Annotated in this window: 24 protein-coding genes, 1 pseudogene and 2 riboswitches; of the genes and pseudogenes, 12 read left to right on the forward strand and 13 right to left on the reverse strand. The window is 52.7% G+C overall.

Annotated features, from left to right (window positions below; genetic code table 11):
* Window positions 1-146: 146 nt before the first annotated feature.
* The 4 genes and pseudogenes from T260_RS127905 (at window position 147) to T260_RS127890 (ending at window position 5,459) form a co-directional block, all read left to right on the forward strand.
* Window positions 147-1,394 carry an RNA-guided endonuclease InsQ/TnpB family protein gene (locus T260_RS127905; protein ID WP_014195799.1) on the forward strand — a complete coding sequence of 416 codons (1,248 nt, stop codon included), beginning with the start codon at window positions 147-149 and terminating at the stop codon, window positions 1,392-1,394.
* Window positions 1,395-1,607: 213 nt separating this feature from the next.
* A pseudogene (locus tag T260_RS127900) lies at window positions 1,608-2,762 on the forward strand (amino acid permease); the annotation flags it as partial.
* A 123-nt stretch (window positions 2,763-2,885) separates the two neighbouring features.
* Window positions 2,886-4,907, forward strand: a complete 2,022-nt coding sequence (locus T260_RS127895; protein WP_023634091.1) for a S9 family peptidase — start codon at window positions 2,886-2,888, stop codon at window positions 4,905-4,907.
* 18 nt (window positions 4,908-4,925) lie between these two features.
* A complete protein-coding gene (locus T260_RS127890; RefSeq protein ID WP_011230461.1) occupies window positions 4,926-5,459 on the forward strand; it encodes a short-chain dehydrogenase in 534 nt (177 codons plus the stop codon).
* Between the two features lie 213 nt (window positions 5,460-5,672).
* Here T260_RS127890 and T260_RS127885 read toward each other — a convergent pair whose 3' ends face one another.
* Both T260_RS127885 and T260_RS127880 read right to left on the reverse strand, forming a co-directional pair.
* Complete coding sequence (locus T260_RS127885) at window positions 5,673-6,239, reverse strand: phosphate propanoyltransferase (protein ID WP_031212856.1); 567 nt, start codon at window positions 6,237-6,239, stop codon at window positions 5,673-5,675.
* An 87-nt stretch (window positions 6,240-6,326) separates the two neighbouring features.
* Window positions 6,327-6,776, reverse strand: coding sequence for a MarR family winged helix-turn-helix transcriptional regulator (locus tag T260_RS127880; protein WP_023634092.1), 450 nt, complete (start codon window positions 6,774-6,776; stop codon window positions 6,327-6,329).
* A 221-nt stretch (window positions 6,777-6,997) separates the two neighbouring features.
* On the opposite strand from T260_RS127880, the gene T260_RS127875 reads away from it, so the two are divergent.
* Entirely contained in the window at window positions 6,998-7,732 is a 735-nt protein-coding gene (locus tag T260_RS127875) for a ZIP family metal transporter (RefSeq protein WP_023634093.1), read from the forward strand.
* A 46-nt stretch (window positions 7,733-7,778) separates the two neighbouring features.
* On the opposite strand, the gene mtnD is transcribed toward T260_RS127875, so the two are convergent.
* From mtnD to T260_RS127850, 5 genes are all read right to left on the reverse strand, one after another.
* The gene (mtnD, locus tag T260_RS127870; protein WP_011230457.1) at window positions 7,779-8,321 is read right to left on the reverse strand and encodes an acireductone dioxygenase; all 543 of its coding nucleotides are present in this window, start codon (window positions 8,319-8,321) and stop codon (window positions 7,779-7,781) included.
* Window positions 8,322-8,355: 34 nt separating this feature from the next.
* Complete coding sequence (locus T260_RS127865) at window positions 8,356-8,988, reverse strand: methylthioribulose 1-phosphate dehydratase (RefSeq protein ID WP_013145967.1); 633 nt, start codon at window positions 8,986-8,988, stop codon at window positions 8,356-8,358.
* Window positions 8,985-9,647, reverse strand: coding sequence for a 2-hydroxy-3-keto-5-methylthiopentenyl-1-phosphate phosphatase (mtnX, locus tag T260_RS127860; RefSeq protein ID WP_014195271.1), 663 nt, complete (start codon window positions 9,645-9,647; stop codon window positions 8,985-8,987). The genes T260_RS127865 and mtnX overlap by 4 nt, the downstream gene beginning before the upstream one ends.
* Window positions 9,644-10,885, reverse strand: coding sequence for a 2,3-diketo-5-methylthiopentyl-1-phosphate enolase (mtnW, locus tag T260_RS127855; protein ID WP_023634094.1), 1,242 nt, complete (start codon window positions 10,883-10,885; stop codon window positions 9,644-9,646). Before mtnW ends, mtnX begins: the two co-directional genes overlap by 4 nt.
* 71 nt (window positions 10,886-10,956) lie before the next feature.
* Window positions 10,957-11,065: riboswitch (SAM riboswitch) on the reverse strand.
* Window positions 11,066-11,149: 84 nt separating this feature from the next.
* Complete coding sequence (locus tag T260_RS127850; RefSeq protein ID WP_031212858.1) at window positions 11,150-12,337, reverse strand: pyridoxal phosphate-dependent aminotransferase; 1,188 nt, start codon at window positions 12,335-12,337, stop codon at window positions 11,150-11,152.
* Between the two features lie 97 nt (window positions 12,338-12,434).
* Here T260_RS127850 and T260_RS127845 point away from each other — a divergent pair, with 97 nt between their 5' ends.
* The 6 genes from T260_RS127845 (at window position 12,435) to T260_RS127820 (ending at window position 19,642) form a co-directional block, all read left to right on the forward strand.
* Window positions 12,435-13,247 (forward strand): carbon-nitrogen family hydrolase, encoded by an 813-nt coding sequence (locus T260_RS127845; protein ID WP_023634096.1) that lies wholly within the window; start codon window positions 12,435-12,437, stop codon window positions 13,245-13,247.
* A gap of 94 nt (window positions 13,248-13,341) precedes the next feature.
* Window positions 13,342-13,510: riboswitch (SAM riboswitch) on the forward strand.
* Between the two features lie 141 nt (window positions 13,511-13,651).
* Window positions 13,652-14,842: an S-methyl-5-thioribose kinase gene (gene mtnK / locus T260_RS127840; RefSeq protein WP_023634097.1), complete on the forward strand. Its 1,191-nt coding sequence runs from the start codon at window positions 13,652-13,654 to the stop codon at window positions 14,840-14,842.
* A gap of 83 nt (window positions 14,843-14,925) precedes the next feature.
* A complete protein-coding gene (gene mtnA, locus T260_RS127835) occupies window positions 14,926-15,993 on the forward strand; it encodes an S-methyl-5-thioribose-1-phosphate isomerase (protein WP_011230450.1) in 1,068 nt (355 codons plus the stop codon).
* The gene (locus tag T260_RS127830; RefSeq protein WP_011230449.1) at window positions 15,980-17,140 is read left to right on the forward strand and encodes a sugar ABC transporter substrate-binding protein; all 1,161 of its coding nucleotides are present in this window, start codon (window positions 15,980-15,982) and stop codon (window positions 17,138-17,140) included. Before mtnA ends, T260_RS127830 begins: the two co-directional genes overlap by 14 nt.
* Window positions 17,137-18,687: a sugar ABC transporter ATP-binding protein gene (locus T260_RS127825; RefSeq protein ID WP_011230448.1), complete on the forward strand. Its 1,551-nt coding sequence runs from the start codon at window positions 17,137-17,139 to the stop codon at window positions 18,685-18,687. The genes T260_RS127830 and T260_RS127825 overlap by 4 nt, the downstream gene beginning before the upstream one ends.
* The gene (locus T260_RS127820; protein ID WP_011230447.1) at window positions 18,629-19,642 is read left to right on the forward strand and encodes an ABC transporter permease; all 1,014 of its coding nucleotides are present in this window, start codon (window positions 18,629-18,631) and stop codon (window positions 19,640-19,642) included. The genes T260_RS127825 and T260_RS127820 overlap by 59 nt, the downstream gene beginning before the upstream one ends.
* Window positions 19,643-19,791: 149 nt before the next feature.
* On the opposite strand, the gene T260_RS127815 is transcribed toward T260_RS127820, so the two are convergent.
* A complete protein-coding gene (locus T260_RS127815; RefSeq protein WP_011230446.1) occupies window positions 19,792-20,286 on the reverse strand; it encodes a methylated-DNA--[protein]-cysteine S-methyltransferase in 495 nt (164 codons plus the stop codon).
* Window positions 20,276-22,492, reverse strand: coding sequence for a PAS domain-containing sensor histidine kinase (locus T260_RS127810; protein ID WP_023634098.1), 2,217 nt, complete (start codon window positions 22,490-22,492; stop codon window positions 20,276-20,278). The genes T260_RS127815 and T260_RS127810 overlap by 11 nt, the downstream gene beginning before the upstream one ends.
* Window positions 22,493-22,756: 264 nt before the next feature.
* Between T260_RS127810 and T260_RS127805 the strand changes: the two genes are divergently transcribed.
* On the forward strand, window positions 22,757-24,529 hold the full coding sequence (locus tag T260_RS127805) for a B12-binding domain-containing radical SAM protein (protein ID WP_011230443.1): 1,773 nt from the start codon (window positions 22,757-22,759) through the stop codon (window positions 24,527-24,529).
* 79 nt (window positions 24,530-24,608) lie between these two features.
* Here T260_RS127805 and T260_RS1000000139985 read toward each other — a convergent pair whose 3' ends face one another.
* The 4 genes from T260_RS1000000139985 to T260_RS127795 form a co-directional block, all read right to left on the reverse strand.
* Window positions 24,609-24,761: a hypothetical protein gene (locus T260_RS1000000139985; protein ID WP_021321412.1), complete on the reverse strand. Its 153-nt coding sequence runs from the start codon at window positions 24,759-24,761 to the stop codon at window positions 24,609-24,611.
* Window positions 24,754-24,918, reverse strand: a complete 165-nt coding sequence (ykzP, locus tag T260_RS1000000139830) for a protein YkzP (RefSeq protein WP_014195259.1) — start codon at window positions 24,916-24,918, stop codon at window positions 24,754-24,756. The genes T260_RS1000000139985 and ykzP overlap by 8 nt, the downstream gene beginning before the upstream one ends.
* Window positions 24,918-25,073 carry a hypothetical protein gene (locus T260_RS1000000139990; RefSeq protein WP_013523245.1) on the reverse strand — a complete coding sequence of 52 codons (156 nt, stop codon included), beginning with the start codon at window positions 25,071-25,073 and terminating at the stop codon, window positions 24,918-24,920. The genes ykzP and T260_RS1000000139990 overlap by 1 nt, the downstream gene beginning before the upstream one ends.
* 298 nt (window positions 25,074-25,371) lie before the next feature.
* Window positions 25,372-26,199, reverse strand: coding sequence for a carbohydrate ABC transporter permease (locus tag T260_RS127795; RefSeq protein WP_023634100.1), 828 nt, complete (start codon window positions 26,197-26,199; stop codon window positions 25,372-25,374).
* Window positions 26,200-26,204: the final 5 nt, after the last annotated feature.

A 26,204-nucleotide genomic window follows, 5' to 3' on the forward strand; every position in this document is an offset into this window, starting at 1 on the left:
ATTTTATCTTAATTAGGCGAGAAGACTCCCACTTCAACGAAGCGAAGCGGAGTAAGTGGGAGATGAATCGCCTTAACTATATTTTGCTGAAAATAGGATAGATTCAGTAAAATATAGTATAATATAGTTAGATGGGAGGTGAAAAAATGTATTTTTGTATCAAACAACAGCTAAATGGTTTGACCAAAGAAGAATACTTGACTCTTCGAGAACTGTGCCATATTGCCAAGAACATGTACAACGTCGGATTGTACAATGTCAGACAATACTATTTTGAACACAAGGAATTTCTTAATTATGAGAAAAACTATCATCTTGCAAAAACTAACGAAAACTATAAGCTGTTAAACAGCAACATGGCACAGCAAATTTTAAAAAAGGTCAATGAAGCCTTTAAATCTTTCTTTGGTTTGATCAGTCTTGCCAAACAAGGAAAATATGACCACAAGGCTATCAGTATTCCAAAATATCTTAAAAAAGATGGCTTTCATTCACTGATCATTGGCCAGATTCGTATAGACGGCAACAAATTCACGATACCGTATTCTCGCCTATTTAAAAAGACTCACAAGCCTATCACGATAACGATTCCGCCTGTGTTACTGGACAAAAAGATTAAGCAGATTGAAATCATTCCTAAGCATCATGCCAGGTTCTTTGAGATTCAGTACAAATATGAAATGCCTGAAGATCAAAGAGAATTAAATGACCAAAAAGCACTGGCAATTGATTTAGGATTAAACAATTTTGCCACTTGTGTCACATCAGACGGCAGATCATTCATCATTGATGGGCGGAGATTAAAAAGTATAAATCAATGGTTTAACAAAGAAAATGCCAGACTTCAAAGCATAAAAGATAAGCAAAAAATCAAAGGCACCACTCGTAAACAGGCTTTGCTTGCTATGAATCGCAATAATAAAGTGAATGATTATATCAACAAGACTTGCCGTTACATCATTAACTACTGTATTGAAAATCAAATTGGCAAACTTGTCATTGGCTATGCGGAAACATGGCAACGCAATATTAATCTAGGAAAAAAGACAAATCAAAACTTTGTCAATATTCCTCTCGGTAACATAAAAGAAAAACTAGAATATCTTTGTGAATTTTACGGCATTGAATTCTTGAAACAGGAAGAATCATATACGTCTCAAGCCAGCTTTTTTGACGGCGATGAGATTCCTGAATATAATGCCGACAATCCAAAAGAATATAAGTTCAGCGGCAAACGTATTAAGCGCGGCTTGTATCGAACAAAGTCTGGCAAACTAATTAATGCTGATGTCAATGGCGCATTAAACATCTTAAAGAAAAGTAAAGCTGTAGACCTGAGTGTCTTATGCTCTAGCGGCGAAGTGGACACGCCTCAAAGAATAAGGATTGCTTGAAGCAGTCAAACTTCTTTGGAAGCCCCCACTTCAAATTTTCGCTAGAAAATTAAGTGGGGGTAGTTCACNAAAGTAAAGCTGTAGACCTGAGTGTCTTATGCTCTAGCGGCGAAGTGGACACGCCTCAAAGAATAAGGATTGCTTGAAGCAGTCAAACTTCTTTGGAAGCCCCCACTTCAAATTTTCGCTAGAAAATTAAGTGGGGGTAGTTCACCGGGATTTATGTCATCGTGGGGCTACTGGGTCGGCAACTTTGCCGGCAACGTCGCGATCATTACGACATTTACAAGCTACTTGTCGACGTTTTTCCCGGTGCTGACAAGCAGTAAAACGGTGCTTGAGATCGGCTCGTTTGCGCTGAAACTCGGGAATTTGCTTACATTTCTCGTCTGCACGGCGCTCCTTTGGGGGATGCATATCATCATTTTGCGCGGTGTAGAAGACGCTGGCAAGCTGAATTTTGTTGCCACCGCGGCCAAAGTGCTCGGCTTTTTCCTGTTTATCGTCATCGCCTTGTTTGCCTTTGACAAAGCGGTCATCGGCCCGCTTGACGCTCCGCGCTATGACGGAAACGGGCAAGCGATCGGTTTGCTCGGGCAAATCAACAACGCCGCGTTATCGACGCTCTGGGCGTTTGTCGGCGTCGAATCGGCGATGGTGTTCGCTTCCCGCGCGCGCAAACAAGCGGACGTAAAACGGGCGACGATCGCCGGCCTGCTCATCGCCTTAGCCATTTACATCGGTATCAGCTTTTTGGTGATGGGCGTCTTGCCGCAACGCGAACTGATTCAATCGGAAAAACCGCTCGTTGATGCCATCATTGCCATCGTCGGACCGGCGGGCGGCTACGTGTTGGCTGGTCTTGGGCTCATTAGCCTGCTCGGCTCGACGCTCGGCTGGATCTTGCTGAGCGCTGAGGTGCCGTACCAAGCGGCCAAACAAGGGCTGTTTCTGCCGATGTTTTTAAAGGAAAACAAGAAAAATGTGCCGAGCTTCTCGTTGACGCTATCGAATGCATTAGCCCAGCTGTTCATTTTCTCGACCATTTCCCATTCGATGGCGGCAGCGTTCGATTTTGTCATTTACATCGCTACGCTCGCCTACCTCATCCCGTATTTGATCGCTTCCGTCTTTCAGTTGAAACTCACGCTCACCGGCGAAACGTACATGGAGGCGCGCGAGCGGATGGTTGACGGAATCATTGCGGCCTTAGCGACGGTGTATTCGATCTGGGTCGTTATCGCTGGCACGGCAGACATCAAAACCTTCCTACTCGGTGTTGTCCTGCTCGCTAGCGGCCTAATCTTCTATCCGCAAGTAAAAAAAGCGGCACAGCAGGCGAAAGAAAAACAAAAATTATCGGCATAGCCAAAAAGCGAACGTCCATTATGGGGGCGTTCGTTTTTTCTGTTTTGGGCAGGATCTTGTCTTTCGGAAGACGAAATATACAATGTAGTTCCATTTTACTTAAAAGAAAGAGGGGGCCAACTGATGAACAACAACGAACAACCGACAAAACGCCGCGGCATAACGGTGGAAGATTTGCTTCGCCTCCGCTCGGTGCGCGACCCGCACTACGCGCCGGACGGGACGCGCGCCGTGTTTGTGGAAAAATCGATTGATGAGGAAAAACAATACCGCTCCCATTTATGGATATGGGCGGCAGACGGCTCCGTCCGTCAATGGACGTTCGGCCGCTGGCGCGACACGAAGCCGCGCTTTTCCCCAGACGGCCAAACGATCGCCTTTTTGTCCGACCGCTCCGGACGCACACAGCTTTGGCTTTTGCCCGCCAATGGCGGTGAGGCGCGCCAACTGACGTTTTTCAAAAACGGTGTGCGCGATTACGTTTGGTCGCCGGACGGGACGTTTCTCATCGCCCTAACGACGCTTGGCGACGAAGAAACGATCGAAGACCGAGAAGAGCAGAAAACGGCGGAACAAAAACCGGCCGATTCGAAGCCGCGCGTTGTGGAACGGCTCTATTACAAATCAGACGCGTCGGGTTTTCTTGACGGCAAGCAGGACGTGCTGGTGCGCATCGATGCGGCGTCAGGAAAAACCGAAGCGTTGACGGGCCGCGAGGAAGAAATCGGTTCGTTTGCCGTTTCCCCAACCGGACGGACGCTCGCCTTTGTCGCCAACCGAAACGATGATCCAGACACAACCTTTACGCGCGACATTGTTTTGCTTGATCTCGAATCGAAAGCGGAAACGAACTTGACGAACGGATGCGGCACATTCGCTTCGCTCGCCTGGTCGCCGGACGGAACGAAGCTCGCCGCCATCGGCCATGATCTTGCTTATCTCGGGGCTACGCTTCACCGGCTTTACGTCTTTGAGCCGGAGCGTGGAACGAAGCGGGTGTTGACCGCCGATTGGGACGTCCATCTCGGCGATGCCATGGTCGGCGACACACACGCTGATGCGAAAGGGCCGGGACCGATTTGGGCGAGCGACGGAAGCGGCCTGTATGTCACCGCCTCGGAGCGCGGACGCGTCAACTTGTATTTCGTCCCGCTCGACGGCCCGATCGTTCCGGTGATCGAAGGCAACTTCCATTTATACGGTTTAGCCATCCACCCAAGCGAACAGCAAGCCATCGCCGCCATGAGCGAGCCGACGGTCATTGGCGATTTGTATATAATCTCGCTTGAAGACGGAACGAAAACACGGCTTACGCGTGCCAATGAAGCGCTCGAAAACGAAGTGGTGTTCGCCGATGCCGAACCGTTTACGTATCGATCGGCGGATGGTTGGGAGATTCAAGGCTGGATCATGAAACCGCCCGGGCTTGGCGAAGGGGAAAAGGCGCCGCTTGTCGTCGAAATTCACGGCGGGCCGCATGCGATGTACGGGTTTACCTTTTTCCATGAATTTCAACTGCTCGTTTCGCGTGGTTATGCGGTCTTGTTCACGAACCCGCGCGGCAGCCACGGATATGGACAGGCATTCGTCAATGCCGTGCGCGGCGACTATGGCGGCATGGATTATGAAGACATTATGGCCGGCGTCGACGCCGCGATCAGCAAGTTCGACTTCATTGACGAGACACGGCTTGGCGTCACTGGCGGCAGCTACGGCGGGTTTATGACCAATTGGATCGTCGGGCATACCGACCGGTTCAAAGCGGCTGTCACCCAGCGCTCGATTTCCAACTGGCTCAGTTTCTCCGGAGTGAGTGACATCGGCTACTTTTTCACGAAATGGGAAGTCGGCTGCGACATCTGGGAAGACGCGGAGCGGCTTTGGCATCATTCACCGCTCAAATACGTCCAAAACATGCGCACACCGCTCTTAATCTTGCATAGCGAGCGCGATTACCGCTGCCCGATCGAGCAGGCGGAACAGCTGTTTATCGCATTGAAACAACTCGGGCGGGAAACGAAACTTGTCCGCTTCCCGGACGCCAACCACGATTTGTCGCGCACCGGCAACCCGGCGCTTCGCCTCGAACGTCTTCGCCAAATCGTCGGTTGGTTTGATCATTATTTGAAAGGACCACTGGATTAATTCGAAAGGAGACGCGCCATGCACGCTCTTGTCATCGGCGGGACAGGCATGTTGGCTGATGTGTCGCTTTGGCTTGTGCGGGAAGGATATGATGTGTCCGTCATCGCCCGCCGCTACGCACGGATGAAGCAGCTCATCGACCGCGCTGGACCGATGGCATCCATCAACCCGCTTCTTGTTGATTATCGCGATCAAGAAGCGCTTTGTTCTCTGATTTCCCGGTCCATCCAAAAAAACGGAACGTTTGCTCTAATCATTGCGTGGGTGCATACAGACGGAACCCAGGCGCTGTCCACTGTCATCCAAAAAAATAGCGGACATCCCGGCTCTTGGCGGTTGTTTCATGTGCTCGGCAGCCGCGCCGATCCAGCCGAAGCGAAATCGGAACTCTGTTTGCCTGTCGCTTGCCTTTATCGGCAAGTTCAGCTCGGTTTTGTCGTGGAAAAACACGGTTCGCGCTGGCTCACCCATCAAGAAATCAGCGGCGGCGTCATTGATGCCATTCGGCGTGATGCGCCGTTTCATCTGGTCGGCACCCTAGAAGGCCGGTGATTAAAGGAACAGGTTTCCTCACCGCCTTGTTTCTCAAATTGAGAAATCTCGTGGTATCAGCTTCTCGTTTCACGTCGTCCGACGTCAGCTAGGGGCGATCGCTGTTTTTCACCGCCCTTCTAGATCGATCAGAGAAGAAGCACCCGCGTTGACGGGAGGCGCCCTCTCGGGACGAACGAGAGGGCGCCTTGTCTCCCATTGCTGCGGATGATTTCACGACGGAAGCAGTTCGACATAATCGCCGGTTTTCAAGCCAGCCGCGTTCGCTTCATCCGTGTCAATGTGCATATCTAAAGCAAAATCTTCGCTGACGCGGACGATGACTTCATCGAAAATGAGCGCCCGTTCCCCTTGTGTTTTCACTTTCACGACTTGTTTGTCGCAGACGCCAAACGTTTCCGCATCTTTCGGCGTCATATGAATGTGCCGCTTGGCAATGATCACCCCTTTGTCGACGGTCACCGTCCCCTTCGGCCCGTGAATCGTAATGCCCGGCGTTCCGTCAATATCGCCGGATAAGCGGACCGGGGGCGCGACGCCGAGCTTGAAGCTGTCGGTTTTCGAAATTTCAAGCTGCGTCAGCGAACGGACCGGTCCGAGGACGCGGACGTTTTCAATTTTCCCTTTCGGCCCTTCGACCGTCACCGTTTCCTTGGCGGCGAACTGTCCGGGCTGCGACAACGGCTTGAGCACCGTCAGCTCGGCGCCTTCGCCAAACAGCGCCGCCATATGCTCTTTCGATAAATGAATGTGGCGGTTGGATACCCCAACAGGAATCATCAATGGTGATCTCTCCTTTTTCTTGCAGTGTTATGTTCTTTATATAACGTATCCATTTTCGGAAAAATTAAAGAGACTGACGCGAGGTCAGTCTCTGCTTTTTGCGCCATAGCCTAATTTTTTCAGCAACACGATGGCCTGTTCCTTTTCTTCCGGCGTCAGGGCCGCCACCGTTTCATGGATGGTCTCGGCATGTTCGGGAAACACGCGCTGGATGAACCGCCGGCCGCTGTCGGTGATCGACGCATACGTCACGCGGCGATCCCGCTCACAGGCGCGGCGGATGATCAAGCCTTTATTTTCAAGCTTGTCGATGACATACGTGATGCTGCCGCTGGCGAGCAAAATTTTTTCCCCGATTTGCTGGAGCGGCTGATCGCCTTTATGGTAAAGCAGTTCGAGCACCGCAAATTCGGTCGGATTCACGCCGAACGCTTGAATCGACTTGTTTACTTGGTCGCTGACCGACCGATATGCCCTCGATAACACGATGAATAATTTTAATGACTGCTGCAACGCCTGTTCCTTTTGTTCCATAGCATCCAACCCTTTAAAGTTGACATTTTCTTACTTTCATTATACTGGAACAGCAAATTCCCGGGCAACCGTTTTTTGTTTGCGATGATGCATTTTCCTGGTTCACGGCTTTTCCTTCGGCTATGATAAATTTATTATAATGTCGGCGCTTGGGCGACTGTCACATTCCGATGAATGATGCATATGTGAAGAAGGAGAAAAGATGTCAGGGAGGGAAGTAGATGAACCAAGTGTTGGCTGGAAGCGTGCTTTCCGCCTTATCCACCGGGCTTGGCGCCGTGCCGATTTTGTTTATGGCCAAATCGCTCACCCACCGGTGGCGTGACGTACTGCTGGCCTTTTCCGCCGGCATTATGATGGCGGCTTCGATGATGAGTCTCATTCCGGAATCGTTAAAATCAGGGGGCTTCAGCACGTTAACAGTAGGGCTTTCCGCTGGCGTACTTATTTTGACGTTGCTTGAAATGACCGTCCCCCATATTGACTTGGAACATACAAAAAGCGGCTTGCAATTTGATGAAAAAGCGATGCTCATTATTGCCGCCATTACGTTGCACAATTTGCCTGAAGGTCTGTCGGTCGGGGTCAGCTACGCCTCCGACAGCTCTTCCCAAATCGGCAATTTAATCGCCCTGGCGATTGGCTTGCAAAATGCACCGGAAGGGTTTTTGGTCGCTTTGTTTTTAATCAACCAGCAAATCGGGCGCTTGAAGGCGTTTCTGATCGCCACGTTGACCGGAGCCGTGGAAATCGTCACATCGCTGCTCGGTTTTTACTTAACCTCCCTTTTTCGTGGGCTCGTTCCGTACGGGCTGGCGTTCGCCGCGGGGGCGATGCTGTTTATCATTTACAAAGAGCTCATTCCCGAAAGCCATGGCGATGGAAATGAACGGACATCGACGTACGCGTTTATTGTCGGCATTTTGTTTATGATTTTTCTAACACAATCGTTTTAACGAAAACAACCCCGCTGCCTGTATATAAGCAGCGGGGCGTTCATTGTTATTGGACGGCTTCCTCTTTTTCTTCATATGGATGAGCGACCCAGCCGGACGGGTCGATAAACAAGCGCACCGCAACGACCCGACGGTCATCCATGAGCGTAAAGTAATGCGGATTCCCTTCCGGCACGGAAATGACGTCGCCGGCTTCAAGCTCTACATCAAAATAGCCGGTTTCTTTGTCGCCTTTGATGATGAAAATGCCATGGCCGGCCGTAATGGCGCGCACTTCATCTTCCGTATGGATGTGCACTTGTTCAAATTTTTTCAGCAACTCATCCAAGTTCGGCGTCGCGTCGGACAGAGCGACGATATCCCACGTTTTGTAGCCGCGGCGCGCCGCTAAATCTTCAATTTCGTCTTTGAACGTCGCTAAAATTTCATTTTTTTCTTCATCTGTCAGAACATATTTATCGCGCAAATGCTCCGGCAGTTTCGTGATGTCCCAATGTTCATACAACACCCCTTGACTGTTCAAAAACGCGCGCACATTGTCTTCTCCTTCAATCACTTGGCCCGTTTTTCTCACTTTGATGACTGCCATTGTTCACATCCTCCTTTGGAAAAATGTATATGGATTAGCCAACCGGCAGGCCGGCCCGCTGCAAAAGCAGCCGCTTCACCTGCCAGCGGAACAAAAACTCCCATGCCTCCAAATGTTTTTTCGCTTCAAACGCTGTACGCCCCCAGACCGTGATGCCATGGTTTTGGATCAACACGGCGCCGGCGTCGCCATGGATATAGTTCGCAAACTCCCGAGCGAGCGTTGGAATGTCGGCGTAATTGTCAATGATCGGGATGCGCACGGCGGCATTTTCCTCCCAAATGCCGAACGCCTTGATGATTTCCTGGCCGGAAAAGACCGCTTCCCCGTTTTGCGCATACAGTTCAGAAATCAAGTTGTTGTCGACCGTATGAACGTGCAAGACGCAGCCGGCATTCGTCCGTCCGTAAATTTCCGCGTGCAAGAGCGTCTCGGCCGAGGGCTTCAAGTTTGTTTCCTCCGCCGGTTTTCCGGCGGCGTCAACGAGCAGAAAATCCTCATCCGTTTGCTTCCGCTTATCCTTGCCGCTCGCTGTCACCAAAAACGTCAATGGGTCGTCCGTCACCTTGATCGACAAATTGCCGCTTGTCGCGAAAAACCAGTCGCGGGCGGCGAGCTCAGCTTTCACTTCCGCGAGCTCGTTCCACTTTTTCACGACAATGCTCATACGATCACCTCCATTCGCTGCAACGCATCAATCACGTCAAAAAACGTTGCAAACGGCGCATGCGGCAAGCCGAGCTCTTGGCATTTTTGGAGCAGAAAATCGCGCGCCATCACGTAATCCGCTTGCTTCGCCACCGCTAAATCCGTAATCGAATCGCCGATGACGACATGGTATCCGTCCGGGCGGGCAAGCTTGCGAAGGAGCGATGGCTTGCAGCAGCCGCAGCCGTTTTGGCACTCACCGTCGCATGCATGCGGCCATGTGATGCGGATCGTCTCACCGCTGAAATCGGAGCCGTTGCAAAAAATGCGCTCCGGTTCAATGAGCCCTTCAAGCAGCGGATAGACAAAAAAGTCGATGCCGCCGCTGACGATATAAAGCGGAATGCCTCGCTCTTTCGTAAACGCGACAAACTCTCGGAATCCCGCGCGCAACCGAGCGGTGCGCCGCAGGAAATCCACAATTTCATCCTTCAACGTGGACGGAAGGAGGGAAAACATCTTCCCCACTCCTTCCTGAACAGAAATGCGCTCAGCGAGAATGTCGTCTTTTAACGCCTCCCACTCCGGCGGGGCGAACTGTTTCATAATCGCGATGATGTTGTCGTTTTCCGTAATGGTGCCGTCAAAATCACAAAAGAGAACGAGCTGTTTCGTCATGCTTCCACCTCAACGACGCCCCAGCGGTCGATCGCTTTTTGCAGCGCTTCGTTTTCTGCAGCCGCCTCACGAAGCGGACGGCCGGCCAGCACCGCGTCGATCGCCGCGCGAAACGCCCGGCCGCCCCCGATCGCCCCGTCCGGATGGCCGTGAATGCCGCCGCCGGCGTTGACGATGGTGTCAAGGCCGAAATCGCGGATGATGAGCGGCACCAATCCCGGGTGAATGCCGGCCGACGGCACCGGAAACGCCCGGGCAAACGGCTCTTGGTCGTCGGTGAGCGCCCTTGCGATGCCAAGCGCCTGCTCACGCTCCAAGGCCACGCTGCCATACGGCGACGGGAACAGGACAAAGTCGGCGCCGGCGAGCCGCAAAAGCTTTCCAAGCCAAAGCGAAGGCGCCACCCCATAAAATTCAGACGGCGTAACAGCGCCGCTGAACGCCGGGTGAGCCATAATCGGCACCACAATCTCCTCATCCTCGCGCAACGCCTGCAACACGTCAAGCCCATAAGCGAAGACGTTAAACAACAGCACATCAGCGCCAAGCTCGGCGGCTCGTTTCGCTTTGTCCTTTAACGCAAACGTTTTGCCGGTCAAGTTGACGGCATACAACGTCCGCTTGCCTGTTTGTTCGTACACTTCCTGAAGCGCCGCCTTGCCCTCGGTGATCCGCTTTTCAAACGGAAGAAGTTCGCTGTCAAACAAAATTTCATCGTCTTTGACCAGGTCAACGCCGCCGAGCGCCTGTTTTTTCAATTCCGACGTCAAGTACGCCAAATCGCGGCCGATCATGCCTTTAAAAATGCTCATCAACAGTGGGCGGTTATGCACCCCGACTCGGTCGCGAATGCCGTCGATGCCAAAGCGCGGCCCAGGAAACTGTCGCTTCCATTCATCCGGAAACTCTAAATCAAGCAGCCGCACTTCACCGTCGAGCGACAGCTTGCCGAACGTCGTGACCAACAATGCCGGCAAATCGGCGCTGAAGTTGACTGTCGGGTAGGCGATTTTGACGATCGCCCGCTTCAGCCGCTTGCCGAAATAGGCGTTTACCCGCTCGCTTTCGCCAAGCTCGTCAATAGCGACGACTTCCCCTTTATGTTTGCGAAGCTGCTCCTGCTCCAACGCCGGCAAGTCGGTCCACGTGCCGATCGTCAAGCCGAGCGCGATCCCTTCCGCCTTTTTCCGAATGTCTGTTTCATCATGAAGCAAATACGTTGCCATCACTGCACTCATCGTTCATCCCTCTCAATCTCGAAATAAAAACGCCTCTTCATAAGAAGAGGCGTCACTCATCCATGGCGCTCTTCTTATCTCTCAGCGTTTCCGCTGCAAGAATTAGCACCGTGCTTGGCGCGCGCCAAGCCGGTTGCCGGGCTTCATTGGGCTCGTCCCTCCGCCTGCTCTTGATAAGAAAGCCTGCTCGTTTATGCACTTGTCAAACAATTGGCAAATTTACTTTGAATTATGACATCGCCGATTGGCGTTGTCAATCATTTTTCAAAAATTTTTTTCGAACAATCCAAGGCGGCCGATCCGCTCCGCTGCTTCGCGAAGCCGCGCTTCATCGGTCAAGAGGCCGACGCGCACATACCCTTCGCCGTGCTCGCCGAACCCGATGCCTGGGGCGACGGCGACATGCGCCCGCTCAAGCAGCATGTCGGCAAACTCAGCGGATGATATGCCTTTTGGCAGCGGAAGCCAGGCGAAAAACGACCCATATGGCGCCGGCGCTTCCCAACCGATCTCGCAGAGCGCAGCGATGAACGCATTGCGGCGCGCCTCATACAATGCGACCAACTCCGTGACACAATCTTGCGGACCAAGGAGCGCCGCGGCGGCCGCTTCCTGGATGGCGCCGAACAAGCTGACATACAAATGATCCTGCAAAAGCTCAAGCGCCCGAATGATCCGCTCGTTGCCGACGGCAAACGCCACACGCCAGCCGGCCATATTGTATGTTTTCGAAAACGTATAAATTTCGACGCCGACGTCTTTCGCCCCATCGGCTTCCAGGAAGCTGACCGGTTTCCGGCCGTCAAAGCCGATCGCCCCATAAGCGAAATCGTGCACGACGGCAATGCCGTGCTTGGCGGCAAACGCCACCGTCTCCGCGAAAAATTCCTTTGTCGCCGTCGCACCGGTCGGATTGTTCGGATAGTTTAAAAACATGAGCTTCGCTCGGTCGGCGACCGACTCCGGAATGGCTTCGTAATCCGGTAAGAATCCGTTTTCCGAAGAAAGCGGCATCATCTCCATCCGCGCGCGGGCAAGCGCGATCCCCGACCAATAGTCCGGATAGCCCGGGTCCGGGACAAGCACCACATCGCCCGGGTTGACGAGGCAAAGCGGCAGCTCGACAAGCCCGGCCTTGCCGCCGAACAAAATGGCGACTTCGCGGTCTGGATCGATGTTCACCCCGTATTCACGCGCGTAAAACGCGGCGATGGCTTCTTTCAAAAAGAAGTAGCCTTGAAACGGCGAATATTTATGGTATTTCGGATTGGCCGCCGCCCGCTGCATCGCCTCGACGATATGCTTTGGCGTCGGCTGATCCGGGTTGCCTTGCCCTAAATTGATCACGTCGCATCCGGCCTTGATTTTCTCCCCGACTTTTGCGACAAGCGAGGCGAAAAATTGCTTTGGCAGCTGCTCAAGCAGCTCGGAAAAAGGAATTTCCATCGTCATCGCCCACACCTTCTTAAAAAATTCTTGAAATTCTAGTGCAACATCATATATCGTAAAAAGCAAAATGTAAAGCAAAATTTTTTCGAGGTGAAAACTCATGACGATCCGCATCGCCTGCCTCCAGCTTGATATTGCGTTTGGCGACCCGAACGAAAACGAACGGTGCGCGGAAAGCGCCATTGAATCGGCCGTCAAGGACGGCGCGAATATCATCGTGCTGCCGGAATTATGGACGACCGGCTACGATTTGACGCGCCTAGATGAGATTGCCGACGAAGGCGCCGAACGGGCGAAAGCGTTCGCCTCCCGCCTAGCGCAAGCACACAACATCCATCTCGTCGCCGGCTCGGTCGCTAAAAAAACAACAACCGGCGTGACGAACACGATGATCGTGGCCGACCGGAGCGGTCAAATCGTCGGCGAATACAGCAAACTCCATCTGTTCCAATTAATGGATGAACATTTGTATTTGCAGCCGGGAAGCAGCTTAGGCTTGTTTTCGCTCGACGGGCTTGCATGCGCCGGGGTCATTTGCTATGACATCCGCTTTCCGGAGTGGATTCGCGCCCATGCTTTGGCTGGGGCGGAAGTGCTGTTTGTCGTCGCCGAATGGCCGCTTCCCCGCCTGCACCATTGGCGGACGCTCTTGATGGCGCGGGCGATTGAAAACCAATGCTACGTCGTCGCCTGCAACCGGGCTGGCCGCGACCCGAACAACGTCTTTGCCGGCCATTCGCTCGTCATCGACCCATGGGGCGAAGTGATCGCCGAGGCGGACGAGAAGCCGGGCATTCTCTCGGCCGACATCGATCCCGCACTCGTTGCGGACGTCCGCGCGCGCATCCCGGTGTTTGCCGACCGCCGGCCGCACGACTACGAAGCGGCAAAAAATTTTTTCAAAACGTATTGACAATCGATTGATCGACCATGTATCATTCGAATCAAACAACCAAACGATTGACAACATCGTGAAAATTGCAAAAACTGAATACGAGAAATCGGTACTCTTATCAAGAGTTGGCTGAGGGAATTGGCCCAATGAAGCCCAGCAACCGACCGTAATACTATCGTGAGATAGGGCGCACGCCAAGGGCGGCGCCGGAAGCGTCATGCTTCCGCAGGGCACGGTGCTAAGTCCAACAGAAAGACCGATGTCTTTCTGAAAGATAAGAGGCGCGAAGAACGTAATGAATCTTCAAGCCTCTTTCCGTATGCGAAAGAGGCTTTTTCATTTGCCGGAAACGCCGAGATTTCAGCGCCGCGTCAGAACCGGCATTTGAAAACGAGCGAAATGAAAAAAGGGGGAACAAGGAAATGACCACTGTTCAAACATCGGTTTACGAACCGCTGACCGAACCGAAGGCGGTATCTCTCGCTGTCCGCCTCGGCCTATTCCGCGACGGAGCGCCGCTTGCCTGCCGCGAGATCGGCGACGGGAACTTGAACCTTGTTTTTCATATCGTCGATCAAGAAACGAAACAAGGCGTCATCATCAAACAAGCGTTGCCGTACGCCAAAGTGGTCGGCGAAAGCTGGCCGCTCACGTTAAAGCGCGCTGTCATTGAAAGCAACGCGCTGCGCACGTTTGCGAGCTATGTGCCGCAATACGTGCCGAAAGTCTACTATTCTGACGAATCGCTCGCCATTACGGTGATGGAAGATTTGTCCCGCCTGCAAATCGCCCGCAAAGGGTTGATCGAAGGAAAAACGTATCCGCTTTTGTCCCAGCATATCGGCGAGTTTGTCGCCAAAACGGCATTTTATACGTCTGACTTCGGCATGAACCAGCAAGAGAAAAAGAAATTGGCGCAAAGCTTCGTCAATCCGGAACTGTGCAAAATTACCGAAGACCTCGTCTTCACCGACCCGTTTTTTGACCACGAAACGAACAACTTTGAAGACGAATTGCGCCCAGACGTTGAAGCGCTTTGGGGCGACGACCGCCTCCATCTCGAAACGGCAAAGCTGAAGCGCAAGTTTTTAACCGAAGCCGATGTGCTTTTGCATGGCGATTTGCATACCGGCAGCATTTTCGCCAGCGATGACGAAACGAAAGTGATTGACCCGGAATTCGCCTTTTACGGCCCGATCGGGTTTGACCTTGGCCAATTTTTCGCCAACTTGCTGTTAAATGCGTTGTCCCGCCCTGAATCGGAGCGACAGCCGCTCTTTGACCACATCGACCGGACATGGGACGTTTTCACGTCCGTGTTCTCAAACCTTTGGCGCACCGAGAGTGTGGAAACGTACGCCGCGACGCCGGGCTTGCTCGAGGACGTGCTCCGGCACGCGTTCATCGATGCTGTCGGCTTCGCCGGCTGCGAAGTGATCCGCCGGACGATCGGCCTTGCCCATGTGGCGGACCTTGACGGCATTGAGCAAAAAGAGGCGCGCCTTGCAGCCAAACGTCATGCGCTCCGCCTCGGCCGCCGCTTGATCATTGAGCGCCGCGTGTTCACCGGAACGGAAGACTTCCGCCGCCTGTTTGCCGAAACGGAACAATAATGCCATACAATCGTCCGGGTCTCGACGCAAGCTGCGCGGCGCTGACCCGGACAAACCAAAAAAAAAGAGAAAGGAAGATGGCGATGAGCACTTTTGCCATCCCACGCTCCGTTGAATGGCGCGAGACGCATGTGACGATTTTAAACCAGCAAAAGCTTCCATCCATCATCGAATATATCGACTTGCACACTCTGGAAGACGTCTATGAGGCGATTGCCACGCTGAAAGTGCGCGGCGCGCCGGCGATCGGCATCACCGCCGCCTATGGCCTGGCGCTTGCCGCTTTACGCTACGACACCGAATCGCTCGATGAATTCCGCCGTCGCTTGAAACGAGATCGTGACTACCTAGCCAGTGCCCGGCCGACTGCCGTCAACTTGTTTTGGGCGCTCGATCGGCTCGTCACCGCTGCGGCCGACGCCCTTTCCGTCAACGAGGCCAAAACGACGCTCGTCCACGAAGCGATTCGCATTCAAGTAGAAGACGAGGATGTGTGCCGCCGCATTGGCGAGCATGCCTTGTCGCTCTTCAGGCCCGGCGAGCGGGTGATGACGATTTGCAACGCCGGCTCGATCGCCACCGCCCGCTACGGAACGGCGCTCGCCCCGTTTTATTTGGCGAAAGAAAAAGGAATTGAACTATCCGTTTACGCTCTCGAGACGCGGCCGGTGTTGCAAGGGGCGCGCCTGACCGCTTGGGAACTGATGCAAGCGGGCGTTGATGTGACGCTCATCACCGACAACATGGCAGCGCAAGCGATCAAGGCGAAAGGCATTGGCGCCATCATCGTCGGCGCCGACCGGATCGCGCAAAACGGCGATACGGCGAACAAAATCGGCACGTTCGGCCTGGCCTTGCTCGCGAAGTCGTTTGACATTCCGTTTTACGTCGCTGCGCCGTTGTCCACGATCGATTTGACGACGAAAACAGGTGCGGACATCCCGATCGAAGAGCGCCATCCGGATGAAGTGACCCACATCGCCGGCGTGCGCATCGCCCCGGAAGGCGTCAACGTATACAATCCGGCGTTTGACGTAACGCCAAACGAACTCATTACCGCGATCATTACCGAAAAAGGCATCATTCGCGGCAATTACAACGCAACGCTGCCATCATTATTCACAAAGGAGGAGCAACATGAAACGATTTAAGGCCTTATCTTCCCTTTTTCTTCTTTTCTTTGCCGTGTTCTCCATCTTGGCTGGCTGCACACACGAGCAAGATGCCGTTAGCTCCAAGCCAGCCAACGGAGCCAAGACCACGAACAACAAAACGGAAACGACATCCAGCCACTCGACGGCAACAAGCGACGAGCAAGCGGCCATTCCTGAAAAGTTGAAAAAGCCGGTGAAAATCGCCGCCATTATGCAACTGTCCATCGGCACGTTCTCATCGCAATACATCGCCGGCGTCAAAGAACAAGTGCAAAAATTCGGCGGCGAGGTGCAAATTTACAACGCCGACAACGATTTAACCAAAATGGCATCGTACGTTGAGACGGCCATTACACAAAATGTGGACGCCATTTTGCTTGACCACGGCCGCGCCGATGCGCTCGAAGGCCCGGTGAAAAAAGCCGTCGCCAAAGGCATTCCAGTTGTGGCGTTTGACAACGATTTGAACATTCCCGGCGTCACCGTCATCGACCAAGACGACTACAGCCTCGCCTGGAAAACATTAAAAACGCTCGCAGAAGACTTAAACGGGGAAGGCAACATCGTCACGATTTGGGTCGGCGGCTTTACCCCGATGGAACGCCGCCATGTCATTTATGACGCGTTCAAAAAACGCTATCCGAACATTAAAGAAATTGCCAAGTTTGGCACGGCGAGCGCCAACACAGCTTTGGACACACAAACGCAAATGGAAGCGATTTTGAAAAAATACCCGAACAAAGGCGACATTGACGCTGTCTTCGCAACTTGGGACGAGTTCGCCAAAGGGGCGACGCGCGCCATCGAGCAAGCTGGGCGCACGGAAATTAAAGTGTATGGCATCGATTTGAGCGATGAAGACTTGCAAATGATCCAAAAACCAAACAGCCCATGGGTGGCGACAACGGCGACCGACCCAGCCGAAGTCGGCCGCGTCCAAGTGCGGTTCGCGTATCAAAAAATCGCTGGAGAAAAAACGCCGAACATTTACTCGCTTGAGCCGCATTTAGTGAAACGGTCCGATCTTCCGGACAAACAAGTGTCGATGAATGAGCTTTCGCAATACATCCCGGGCTGGGGGCAATCCAATGTCGCCATCTCGCCGTGGATGAAAACGTTGGAAGCCCAGGTGAACAAAAAATGAACGGGTTGTCAATGCGGGGCATGGAAAAATCGTTTGGCGCCGTGCGCGTGCTCGACGGCGTGGACTTCGACGTTCGTCCTGGCGAAGTCCACGCCCTTTTAGGCATGAACGGCGCCGGCAAAAGCACGCTCATGAACATTTTGGCCGGCGCCATTCCGCCTGACGCTGGTACGATCACGATCGACGGTACGATATACACGTTTTCATCGCCGCGCGAAGCAAAACAAGCCGGCATCGGCCTCGTCGTTCAAGAAGTTGACACAGCGCTCTTTCCCGGCTTGCCGATTTACGAAAATGTAGCGGCGGACGAGTTCGTCCATGTGAAGCAACGGCCGATTCGCTCGCTGCGTCAAGAAAAAGAGCGGGCCGCCGCCCTGCTTCGCCGCGTCGGCCTGTCGTTGCCGCCGACGAAATTGGTTCGCGACTGCTCGCTCCATGAAAAGCAGCTGATTGTGCTCGCCAAAGTGCTGTCATCCAACGCGCGCTATATCATCCTAGACGAACCGACGGCCGCCTTAAGCGAGGCGGAAACAAGGCGTCTGTTTGCCATCATCGATGAACTGAAGCAGCAAGGCGTCGGCTTTATTTACATCTCTCATAAACTGAAAGAAGTTCAGGAGATCGCTGACCGGCTGACGATTTTGCGCGACGGCCGCGTCGTCTATCACGGAGGCGCCCGCAGCCTGCCGCTTGAGGACATCGTCCTTCATATGACTGGAACGAAGCGGACCGCCGCCGCGAAACAAGCACGCACATACAGAAGCGACATCGCGTTTGCCGCCCGCGGAATTTTGATCGACAAAACCGGGACAACAGTCGACCTATACGCCCACCGCGGCGAAATCGTCGGCATCGCTGGCCTCGTCGGCGCCGGCAAGACGGAGCTTGCCGAAAGCCTCATCGCCCACCGGAACACATCCGGCGAGTGGGAAATTGATGGCAGACGCTATGTGTTCTCATCGCCTTATGAAGCCATCGACGCCGGCCTTTGCCTCATCCCGGAAGAACGGCGCAAACAAGGGTTGTTTTTGCCCGAATCAGTGAAAACGAACTTGACCGTCCGCCTTCTTTCCCGCCTGTCGCGCTGGCAATGGATCAGCTGGGCGAAAGAAGCGGCTGAAGCCGACGGGCTCGTCCGCTCGCTAGGTGTTCATCCGCCGTCAAGCACCACCGTCGTTCGCCACTTGAGCGGCGGCAATCAACAAAAAGTCGTCATCGGCAAATGGCTCAACACAAACGCACGCGTCTTTTTGTTTGACGAACCGACCAAAGGGATCGACGTCCATGCGAAGCAAGAGGTGTTTTCCATCATTCGCTCCCTTGCCGATGAAGGAAAAACGGTGCTGTACTTTTCCAGCGAATTTCAAGAGCTGCTTGACATTTGCGACACCATCTACGTGATGGTCGACGGCCGGCTGCTCGCTCGCCTGCCGGCCGCTGAATTGACGTATGAACAGCTTGTTTACTATTGCAGCGGAGGTGAGATCCATGAGCCAGCCAGCCGTTTCCACAACGCCGTCGAAAAAAACGGCGCCGTCCATTCTTGAATGGTTGTATAAACACGGCACCTTGCTGGCCATTCTTGCCGTTATCGCCTACTTCGGCATCACGCAAGACCGATTTTTTACGTATGAAAACTTCAGTGACATTTTGCGGTCCATTTCGATCGTGACGCTCGTGGCAATCGGCATTACGTTTTCGCTCATCGTCGATGGCTTCGATTTGTCCGTCGGCTCGACGGTGAGCCTAGCGACGATCGCGAGCGCAGCGGCGCTCGTCCTGTACCGCCAAGAAATTTTCATCACCCTGCTCGTGCCGCTGTTGCTCGGCATTGCTGTCGGGCTCTTGAACTCGTTGTTGATCGTCAAATTCAAATTGCCCGATTTGCTCGCGACGTTGGCGACGATGTACGCCATTAACGGCGTGCAGCTCACCTATACGAAAGGGTTTTCGATCTACAACGACATGCCGCTGCCCGATGGCGGCACGGCGCCGGGCAAATTCATTCCTTCCTTTTTATTTATCGGCCAGGGAGAGCTGTTCGGCGTGCCGTTTTCGGTCTTGCTTATGCTGTTTGTCGTCATTGCCGCTCATCTGTTTTTAACGTACACGAAACCCGGCCGCCTCTTTTATTTGACCGGAGAAAACCGCGAGGCGGCAAGGCTCTCAGGCATCCCGGTCAACCGCTATCGGACATATGCATACGTCATCAGCGGGTTTTTTGCGGCCTTAGGCGGCATCGTCCTTGCCTCGCGCATCGGCACCGGGCAAGTGTCGGCCGGCGCCTCGCTTTTAATGGACAGCGTCGCCGCCGCCTACATCGGCTTTTCCGTCTTTGGCGCCGGCAAGCCGAACGTCATCGGCACATTGTTCGGCTCGATTTTAATGGGCGTGTTGCTGAACGGCTTGACGATGGCAAACGTTCCGTATTACGCCCAAGACATTATAAAAGGCGCCATTTTAGTCGGCGCCCTCGCCTTGTCGCATTGGCAAAAAAAATAACGCCCGATCTCTGCCCCCGTGGATGGCAATCCTCGGGGGCAGACGCGTTTTTCTAGGCAAGCCGTCAGCCTCTTTTTCCGCCTGCTTCATTGCAGCATCCGCATACAACGCCTTCCAAACCCTTTGCCTGTTCCACGAACGCAAGAGCGTCATCTACGTAAGCGGCGCTCAAGCTCCAACAGCTTCGCCTTCACATCGGTGCGGCTTCCAGCATAGCCAATGAGAGCGCCGTTTTTGCCGACAACGCGGTGGCACGGAACGAGAATCGACAGTTCATTCGCCCGGTTTGCCTGACCGACGGCGCGCACCGCTTTCGGGCGGCCGATTTGCGCGGCGATGTCAGCGTATGTCGCCGTCTCGCCGTACGGAATGCGGCAAAGCGCCGCCCACACCTCTTCTTGGAAGGCAGTTCCCTTCCACTTCAGCGGCAAGTCAAATGCTTGGCGTCGACCGTGGAAATACTCATCCAGCTGCCTAAGCGCGCGTTCAAGAAGCGGCGACCAGCTTTTGACAGCCGGATGTTCGCCGGCGAACGCGCGCCATTCTTCTGGAAACAGCTCGACTTTGACAATCGCGTCGCCGTCGGAGGCGATGTAAATGTCGCCGAGCAGCTCTGAGCGGTATACTGCATATTCAATCGTCATCGTCGTCCTCCCTTTCCATTCGTTCGATCGGCAGCGTGATATGGAACGTCGTGCCGACGCCGACTTCGCTTTCCACTTCAATTTTCCCTTGGTGCTCTTCTATGATTTTATAGCTGACCATCAAGCCGAGGCCGGTGCCGCGTTCTTTCGTCGTATAAAACGGCTCGCCAAGCTTTTTGATTTTATCTTTTGGAATGCCGCATCCTTGGTCGGTGATGGAGATGCGCACATAGCACCCGGCGCGGGTGATGCGCACCGTAATGTCCCCGCCTTTTGGCATCACTTCGATGGCGTTTTTCAAAATATTGATGAACACTTGCTTCAACTGATTCGGCTCGCAATACACCGGCGGCAGCCCGCGCTCGAAGTCGGCGATGATTTGCACGTTGTGCATCATCGCTTGGGCGCTGATCAAATCGATCGTGTCTTGCATAATTTTGCAGATATCATTTTGTTTGTACTGCACCGCCTGGGGCTTCGCCAAGACCAGAAACTCGGTGATGATCGACTCAATCCGTTTCAATTCCGACATAATGACATTAAAATACATCGAATAGTCGCCGTCAATGCTTCCTTGCAACAGCTGAATGAAACCCTTTAGCGCCGTCATCGGATTGCGGATTTCATGGGCGATGCCGGCGGCCAATTCCCCGACGACGTTGAGCGTATCCGACTTGCGCAACTGCAGCTCCATCTCCTTGCGCTCGGTCACATCGCGCAGCATCATCATCCCGACGCCGGGAATCACTTCCTTTTTCAGTGAAAACTCAATAATTCTCCCTTTTCCCTCGTCGAAAAATTCGACCTCGCCGCTCGCTTCGCCGGTGCGTTGGCATTGTTGAAGCAGCTTGTTGAGCTGGCGGCGCGCCCGCTCCGGAACGAGCTCGACCACCATTCGGCCAAGGAGCGCCTCCTTTTCGACGGAAAAAATGCCGCAGACAACCGGATTGGCGTCGATGATCCGATGCTTGGCATCCCAAAGCAAAATACCATCCATCGCATGATCGAAAATGCTCCGGAACTTTTGCTCGCTTTCGCGCAGCTCGCGCTCGATTTTCCGCCGCTCGCTCACATTGCGGAAAATCGTCAAGTGGTACCCGTCGATCGCTCCTTTTTTCATTGTGAACTCGAGCTGCTTATCCTCACCGTTCGGCATATGAAACGTCAGCTCGTCACGGATTTCCCCTTTGCGCCGGAACTCGCTGAAAATGCGTTTCACCTTTTCGTCCCCATAGTCGACAAAATCAAACAAATTGCGGCGCACAAGCAAATTCAAGGGCAGCTCAAACGTCCGGCTCGCCGCCGGATTGGCGTTCAATATGCAGCCAAAATCGTCCCAAATGAGGATCGCCTCATGCGCTTGTTCGAAAATAGCCCGGAACCGTTCTTCGCTTTTTTGCAACTTGATTTCCATATTTTTTCTTTCTGTCACATCGCGCATAATGGCCATGTAAAACCCGCTATAGACGTTGGAAGTCGCCGTCAGCTCAAACATTTTCACCGTTCCGTCCGGGCGGACAAGCGACAACTCGCCTTTGGCCGTTCCCTTTTCTTTCACTTCCGCGAGCAGCCGAGCGAACTCATTGGCGCATTCGCGGGCGACGAACTGCTGAAACGACAAATTGAGCAGTTTTCCTTTTTCCAAGTTCAAGCTCATCGAAAACGCCGGATTGACATCGATAAACCGCCCAAATTCATCGAAAATGACGATGCCGTCAACAGCGCGGTTGAATACGTCGCGAAACAAAAACTCATGAATGATGCGTTCGCGCTCAAGCGCCTTATGGGCTGAGATGTCGCGCATCATGACAAGGTCAAATTCGTCGAACACATCCTTTTTCATCGAAAATTCCACATGCTTCACTTTGCCGTCCGGCAGTTTGATGAGCAGTTCATCGCTGAACGAACCGAACTTTTGCAACATCGAGCGCTGAAACAGCAAAATATCGGGCGGCACAAGTTCGAGGAACGAAGAAAACGAATGGCCGATCAACGAAAACTTATCCATCTCAAACAGCTTGCACGCCGCTTCGTTCACATCGACAAATTCACCGTTTTTATTTAAAATCACGATCGCATCGAGCGACCGCTCAAAAATGATCGAATAACTGTTCAACCGCTCTTTTAACCGCCGATTTTCCTCTTCAAGCGACCGCACATCCGGCGATGCATTTTGTTCTTCCCGAGGAGAAAGGCTTTGGGCCATATCCATCTCTCCTTGTCTATTCAAACCATTCAACGAAATATATATTCGATGTGGAAAAATTTACTCCTCCCTTGATTTACGAAGATTTTTTAAAATTCTTTTCCACAATGTTCGACAAGTTTTTCTGCTTTTTCATTTGGCTAAACTGCATGATAGTCAACTCTCCCCCCTCGCTTAAAGCCAAATGAAAGCTTCCAATTGCATCTATAAATTATAGACAAAGGAGTTTTGCTGCTATATTATAGACAAAGGGGTTTTGTTGCGATGAACATCGTCTGTGCGACATTGAACGCCAAATACATTCATATGAATTTAGCCATCCGCTATTTAAAAGCATACGCTCAGCCCGAATTTGACGTCAAGCTTGTTGAGTATACGATCAAAGACCCGGTGCTGAACATTGTGACTGATTTGTACCAACGCCGTCCGGATGTCATCGGCTTCAGCTGCTACATTTGGAACATTGAAGAAACGATCAAAGTCGTCAAGCTGTTGAAAAAAGCAGCGCCGAATATTGTCATCGTCGCCGGCGGACCGGAAGTGTCGTACGATGTGCGTGAATGGATGGAGCGGGTGCCGGAATTGGATTTTATCGTCATCGGTGAAGGGGAAGAAACGTTTAAACAGCTGCTCTTTGCCTTAGAAGGCCGCAAAGAAGTGGCAGATGTCGCAGGGCTGGCGTTTCGCGATGGAGACCGCATCGTCATGAATCCACAACGGAACAAGCTCCGCCTTGCTGATATGCCGTCGCCGTTTCGCTTTCCGGAAGACATCCCACATCTTCCGAACCGGATCATCTATGTGGAGACAAGCCGCGGCTGCCCGTTCAGTTGCCAATTTTGCCTGTCCTCGATTGAAGTAGGTGTCCGCTATTTTGACCGTGAAAAAATCAAGGATGATTTACGCTATTTAATGAAGCACGGAGCGCGGACGATCAAGTTCGTCGACCGGACGTTCAACATCAGCCGCAGCTATGCAATGGACATGTTTCGCTTTTTAATTGACGAACATGTACCGGGAACGGTATTTCAGTTTGAAATTACCGCCGACATTATGCGCCCGGAGGTCATCGAGTTTTTAAACAAGGAGGCGCCGCCCGGGCTGTTCCGCTTTGAAATCGGCGTCCAGTCGACAAACGACGAAGTGAACCGTCTCATTATGCGCAAGCAAAACTTCGCAAAACTTTCGCGAACGGTGACGATGATTAAAGAAGGCGGGAAAATCGCCCAGCATTTGGATTTGATCGCCGGTCTGCCCGAAGAAGACTACAACTCGTTCCGAAAGACGTTTAACGACGTGTTCGCCCTTCGCCCGGAAGAACTGCAGCTTGGCTTTTTGAAACTGCTGCGCGGCACTGGGCTGCGCCTGCGCGCCGAGGAGTACGGCTATGTGTATATGGACCATGCGCCATACGAAGTGCTCGCCAACAACGTCTTGTCGTTTGATGACGTCATCCGCATCAAGCAAGTGGAAGACGTGCTCGAAAAGTATTGGAACGCCCATCGAATGGACGAAACGATCGAGTACTTGGTGACCGATGTGTTCCCATCGCCGTTTGACTTTTTCCAGCAGTTTGGCACGTATTGGGATGAGCGCGGCTGGGCGCGCATTGGCCATCAGCTTGAGGATTTATTCCGCCGCCTGCATGAGTTTTTACGTACGTGTGCGCCAGATGCCCTGCCTGTCGCCGAATCGCTCATGAAATACGACTACTTGCGTGGACAAAAGCATAAGCCGCGCAAGCCGTGGTGGGAAGAAAAAACGGAGAAAACGACGCGCACGACCGTCTACCGCGCGTTGCTTGAGCGCCCCGAGGCGCTTGGGGAGGACTTTGCCGCCCTCGGGCTCGGGGAAAAGGAATTGTTTAAACATACGGTCGTTGAAATCGTGCCGGTCGATGTCGGCTGCTATATCGCCGCGAAGCAGCTCTCGTTTGCGCCAACGGCCATCGTCGCCTATTTCGACCCGTCTGGCACAGGAACTACGGTCTTTTCTGCACCGCTTTCCACCCTGTTTGCGTCATCCGCATCGGATTGAACGCCCAAGCGAAAAAGAGCGCTGTTTCCAGCGCTCTTCTTTGTCCGCCCACCGATCCAATCCCATCAAAACGGCGGCCTCACCGCGGCGGCTCTTTTTGTTTTGTCTCCTTCTCCTTTGCTTGCTTTTGCTCCTCGATCAGCCAAAACGGCTGATCACGAGCGAAATCGCCCCATTCAAACGCCATTTCTTCATTCGTTCGAGCGGGCCGCTTCTTATGCTCTTTACCCATCGCCGCCTCCTTGTCTCCCTTTTTTCGAATTGCGGTTCGCGCCGCGGATCATGTCCTCCTCGCCGGCATATTGTGCCGCAAATTCGGTATCCGGCAAACTTTCCGTTGGCGTTTTATTGTTGTTTTTCGCTGCGTCAAATTTCACTTTTCGCTTCATCATCGTTTCGTCTCCTCCTCATCAACCGTTTTCCGCTCATAAGCGACAAGCACAATTTCTTCTCCTGTTTCTTCACGCAGCCGCTGTTCGAGTTGCTGAAGCTGGCGAAGCGTCCCGTCATGAAGACGGGCGACTGGAAATGCGACGTTGGCCACACCCATCCTCCTTTCACATTTTTTCTTATCATGCCTCGTTCAGGTGCGTTTTATCATAGTTCCGAAAGAAGACTCCCACTTCAAGCAAAGCGAAGCGGGAGTAGTTCACGCGTCTCCATAGCCGGTACATCTCCCGTCTGTCATCATCCTAATGGAGTCTATATTTCCACCTATATGATGTACGTTTTTTTTATGGATATGCCGAATGAAAAAGGGCTGCCGCCAAAGGAGGACAACCTTCCTTTCGGCAAACAGCCCCTTTTCGCAATGATCGGTAAACCAGTATGCAAAATATCTGTTATTTTCCACCTGTGAATGAAATCCCTTTAATAAAATAGCGATTGAAAAAGGCGTAAATAACCAATACAGGCATGGTAAATACCATTGATGCAGCCATAATGTAGTTCCAGTAGCTAATATATTGCCCTTTGAAGCTGTTAAGCCCAAGCGGCAGCGTAAACAGCTGCGGATCGGACAAAATAATGAGCGGGCGCATGAAATCGTTCCACGAACCCATGAAGACGAAAATGGCTTGAGCCGCCAACGCCGGACGAGCGAGCGGAAGAACAATCCGGAAAAAGATCCCGAGCCGCCCGAGTCCATCAAGTTCTGCCGCCTCTTCCAACTCTTTTGGAAAGTTAATGAAAAATTGCCTCATCATGAAAATAAACGTAGCGTTCACCATCGTCGGCACGATCATTCCTTGATACGAGTTCAACCAACCGAGCTGTTTCAAAATCAAATAGTTCGGAATCATCGTCACTTGGGCTGGAATCATCAAGACAGCCAAAATGATCAGAAACAGCGGTTTTCTGCCGGGAAATTGCAGTCGGGCCAACGCGTAGCCAGCCATAGAGTTGAACAATAAATTCAGCACCGTCACAGTTCCCGCAACCACAACGCTGTTTAGCAGCCAGCGTGGAAATAGCTCCTGTTCGACAAAAATCTGCTTATAATTATCAAGCGTAAACTTTTTCGGAATAAAGGACATGGTTCCGCTCACAATTTCTTCAAGCGTCTTAAACGACGAAGACAGCGCCCATAAAAACGGAATCATCGTAATCACGGCATATGTGATCAAGACCGCATACAGCAACAGCTTTCCAATGCCCATTTTCTTTTTCATCCATG

Source organism: Geobacillus thermopakistaniensis (genome assembly GCF_000498995.1).
Lineage (GTDB): Bacteria > Bacillota > Bacilli > Bacillales > Anoxybacillaceae > Geobacillus > Geobacillus thermoleovorans.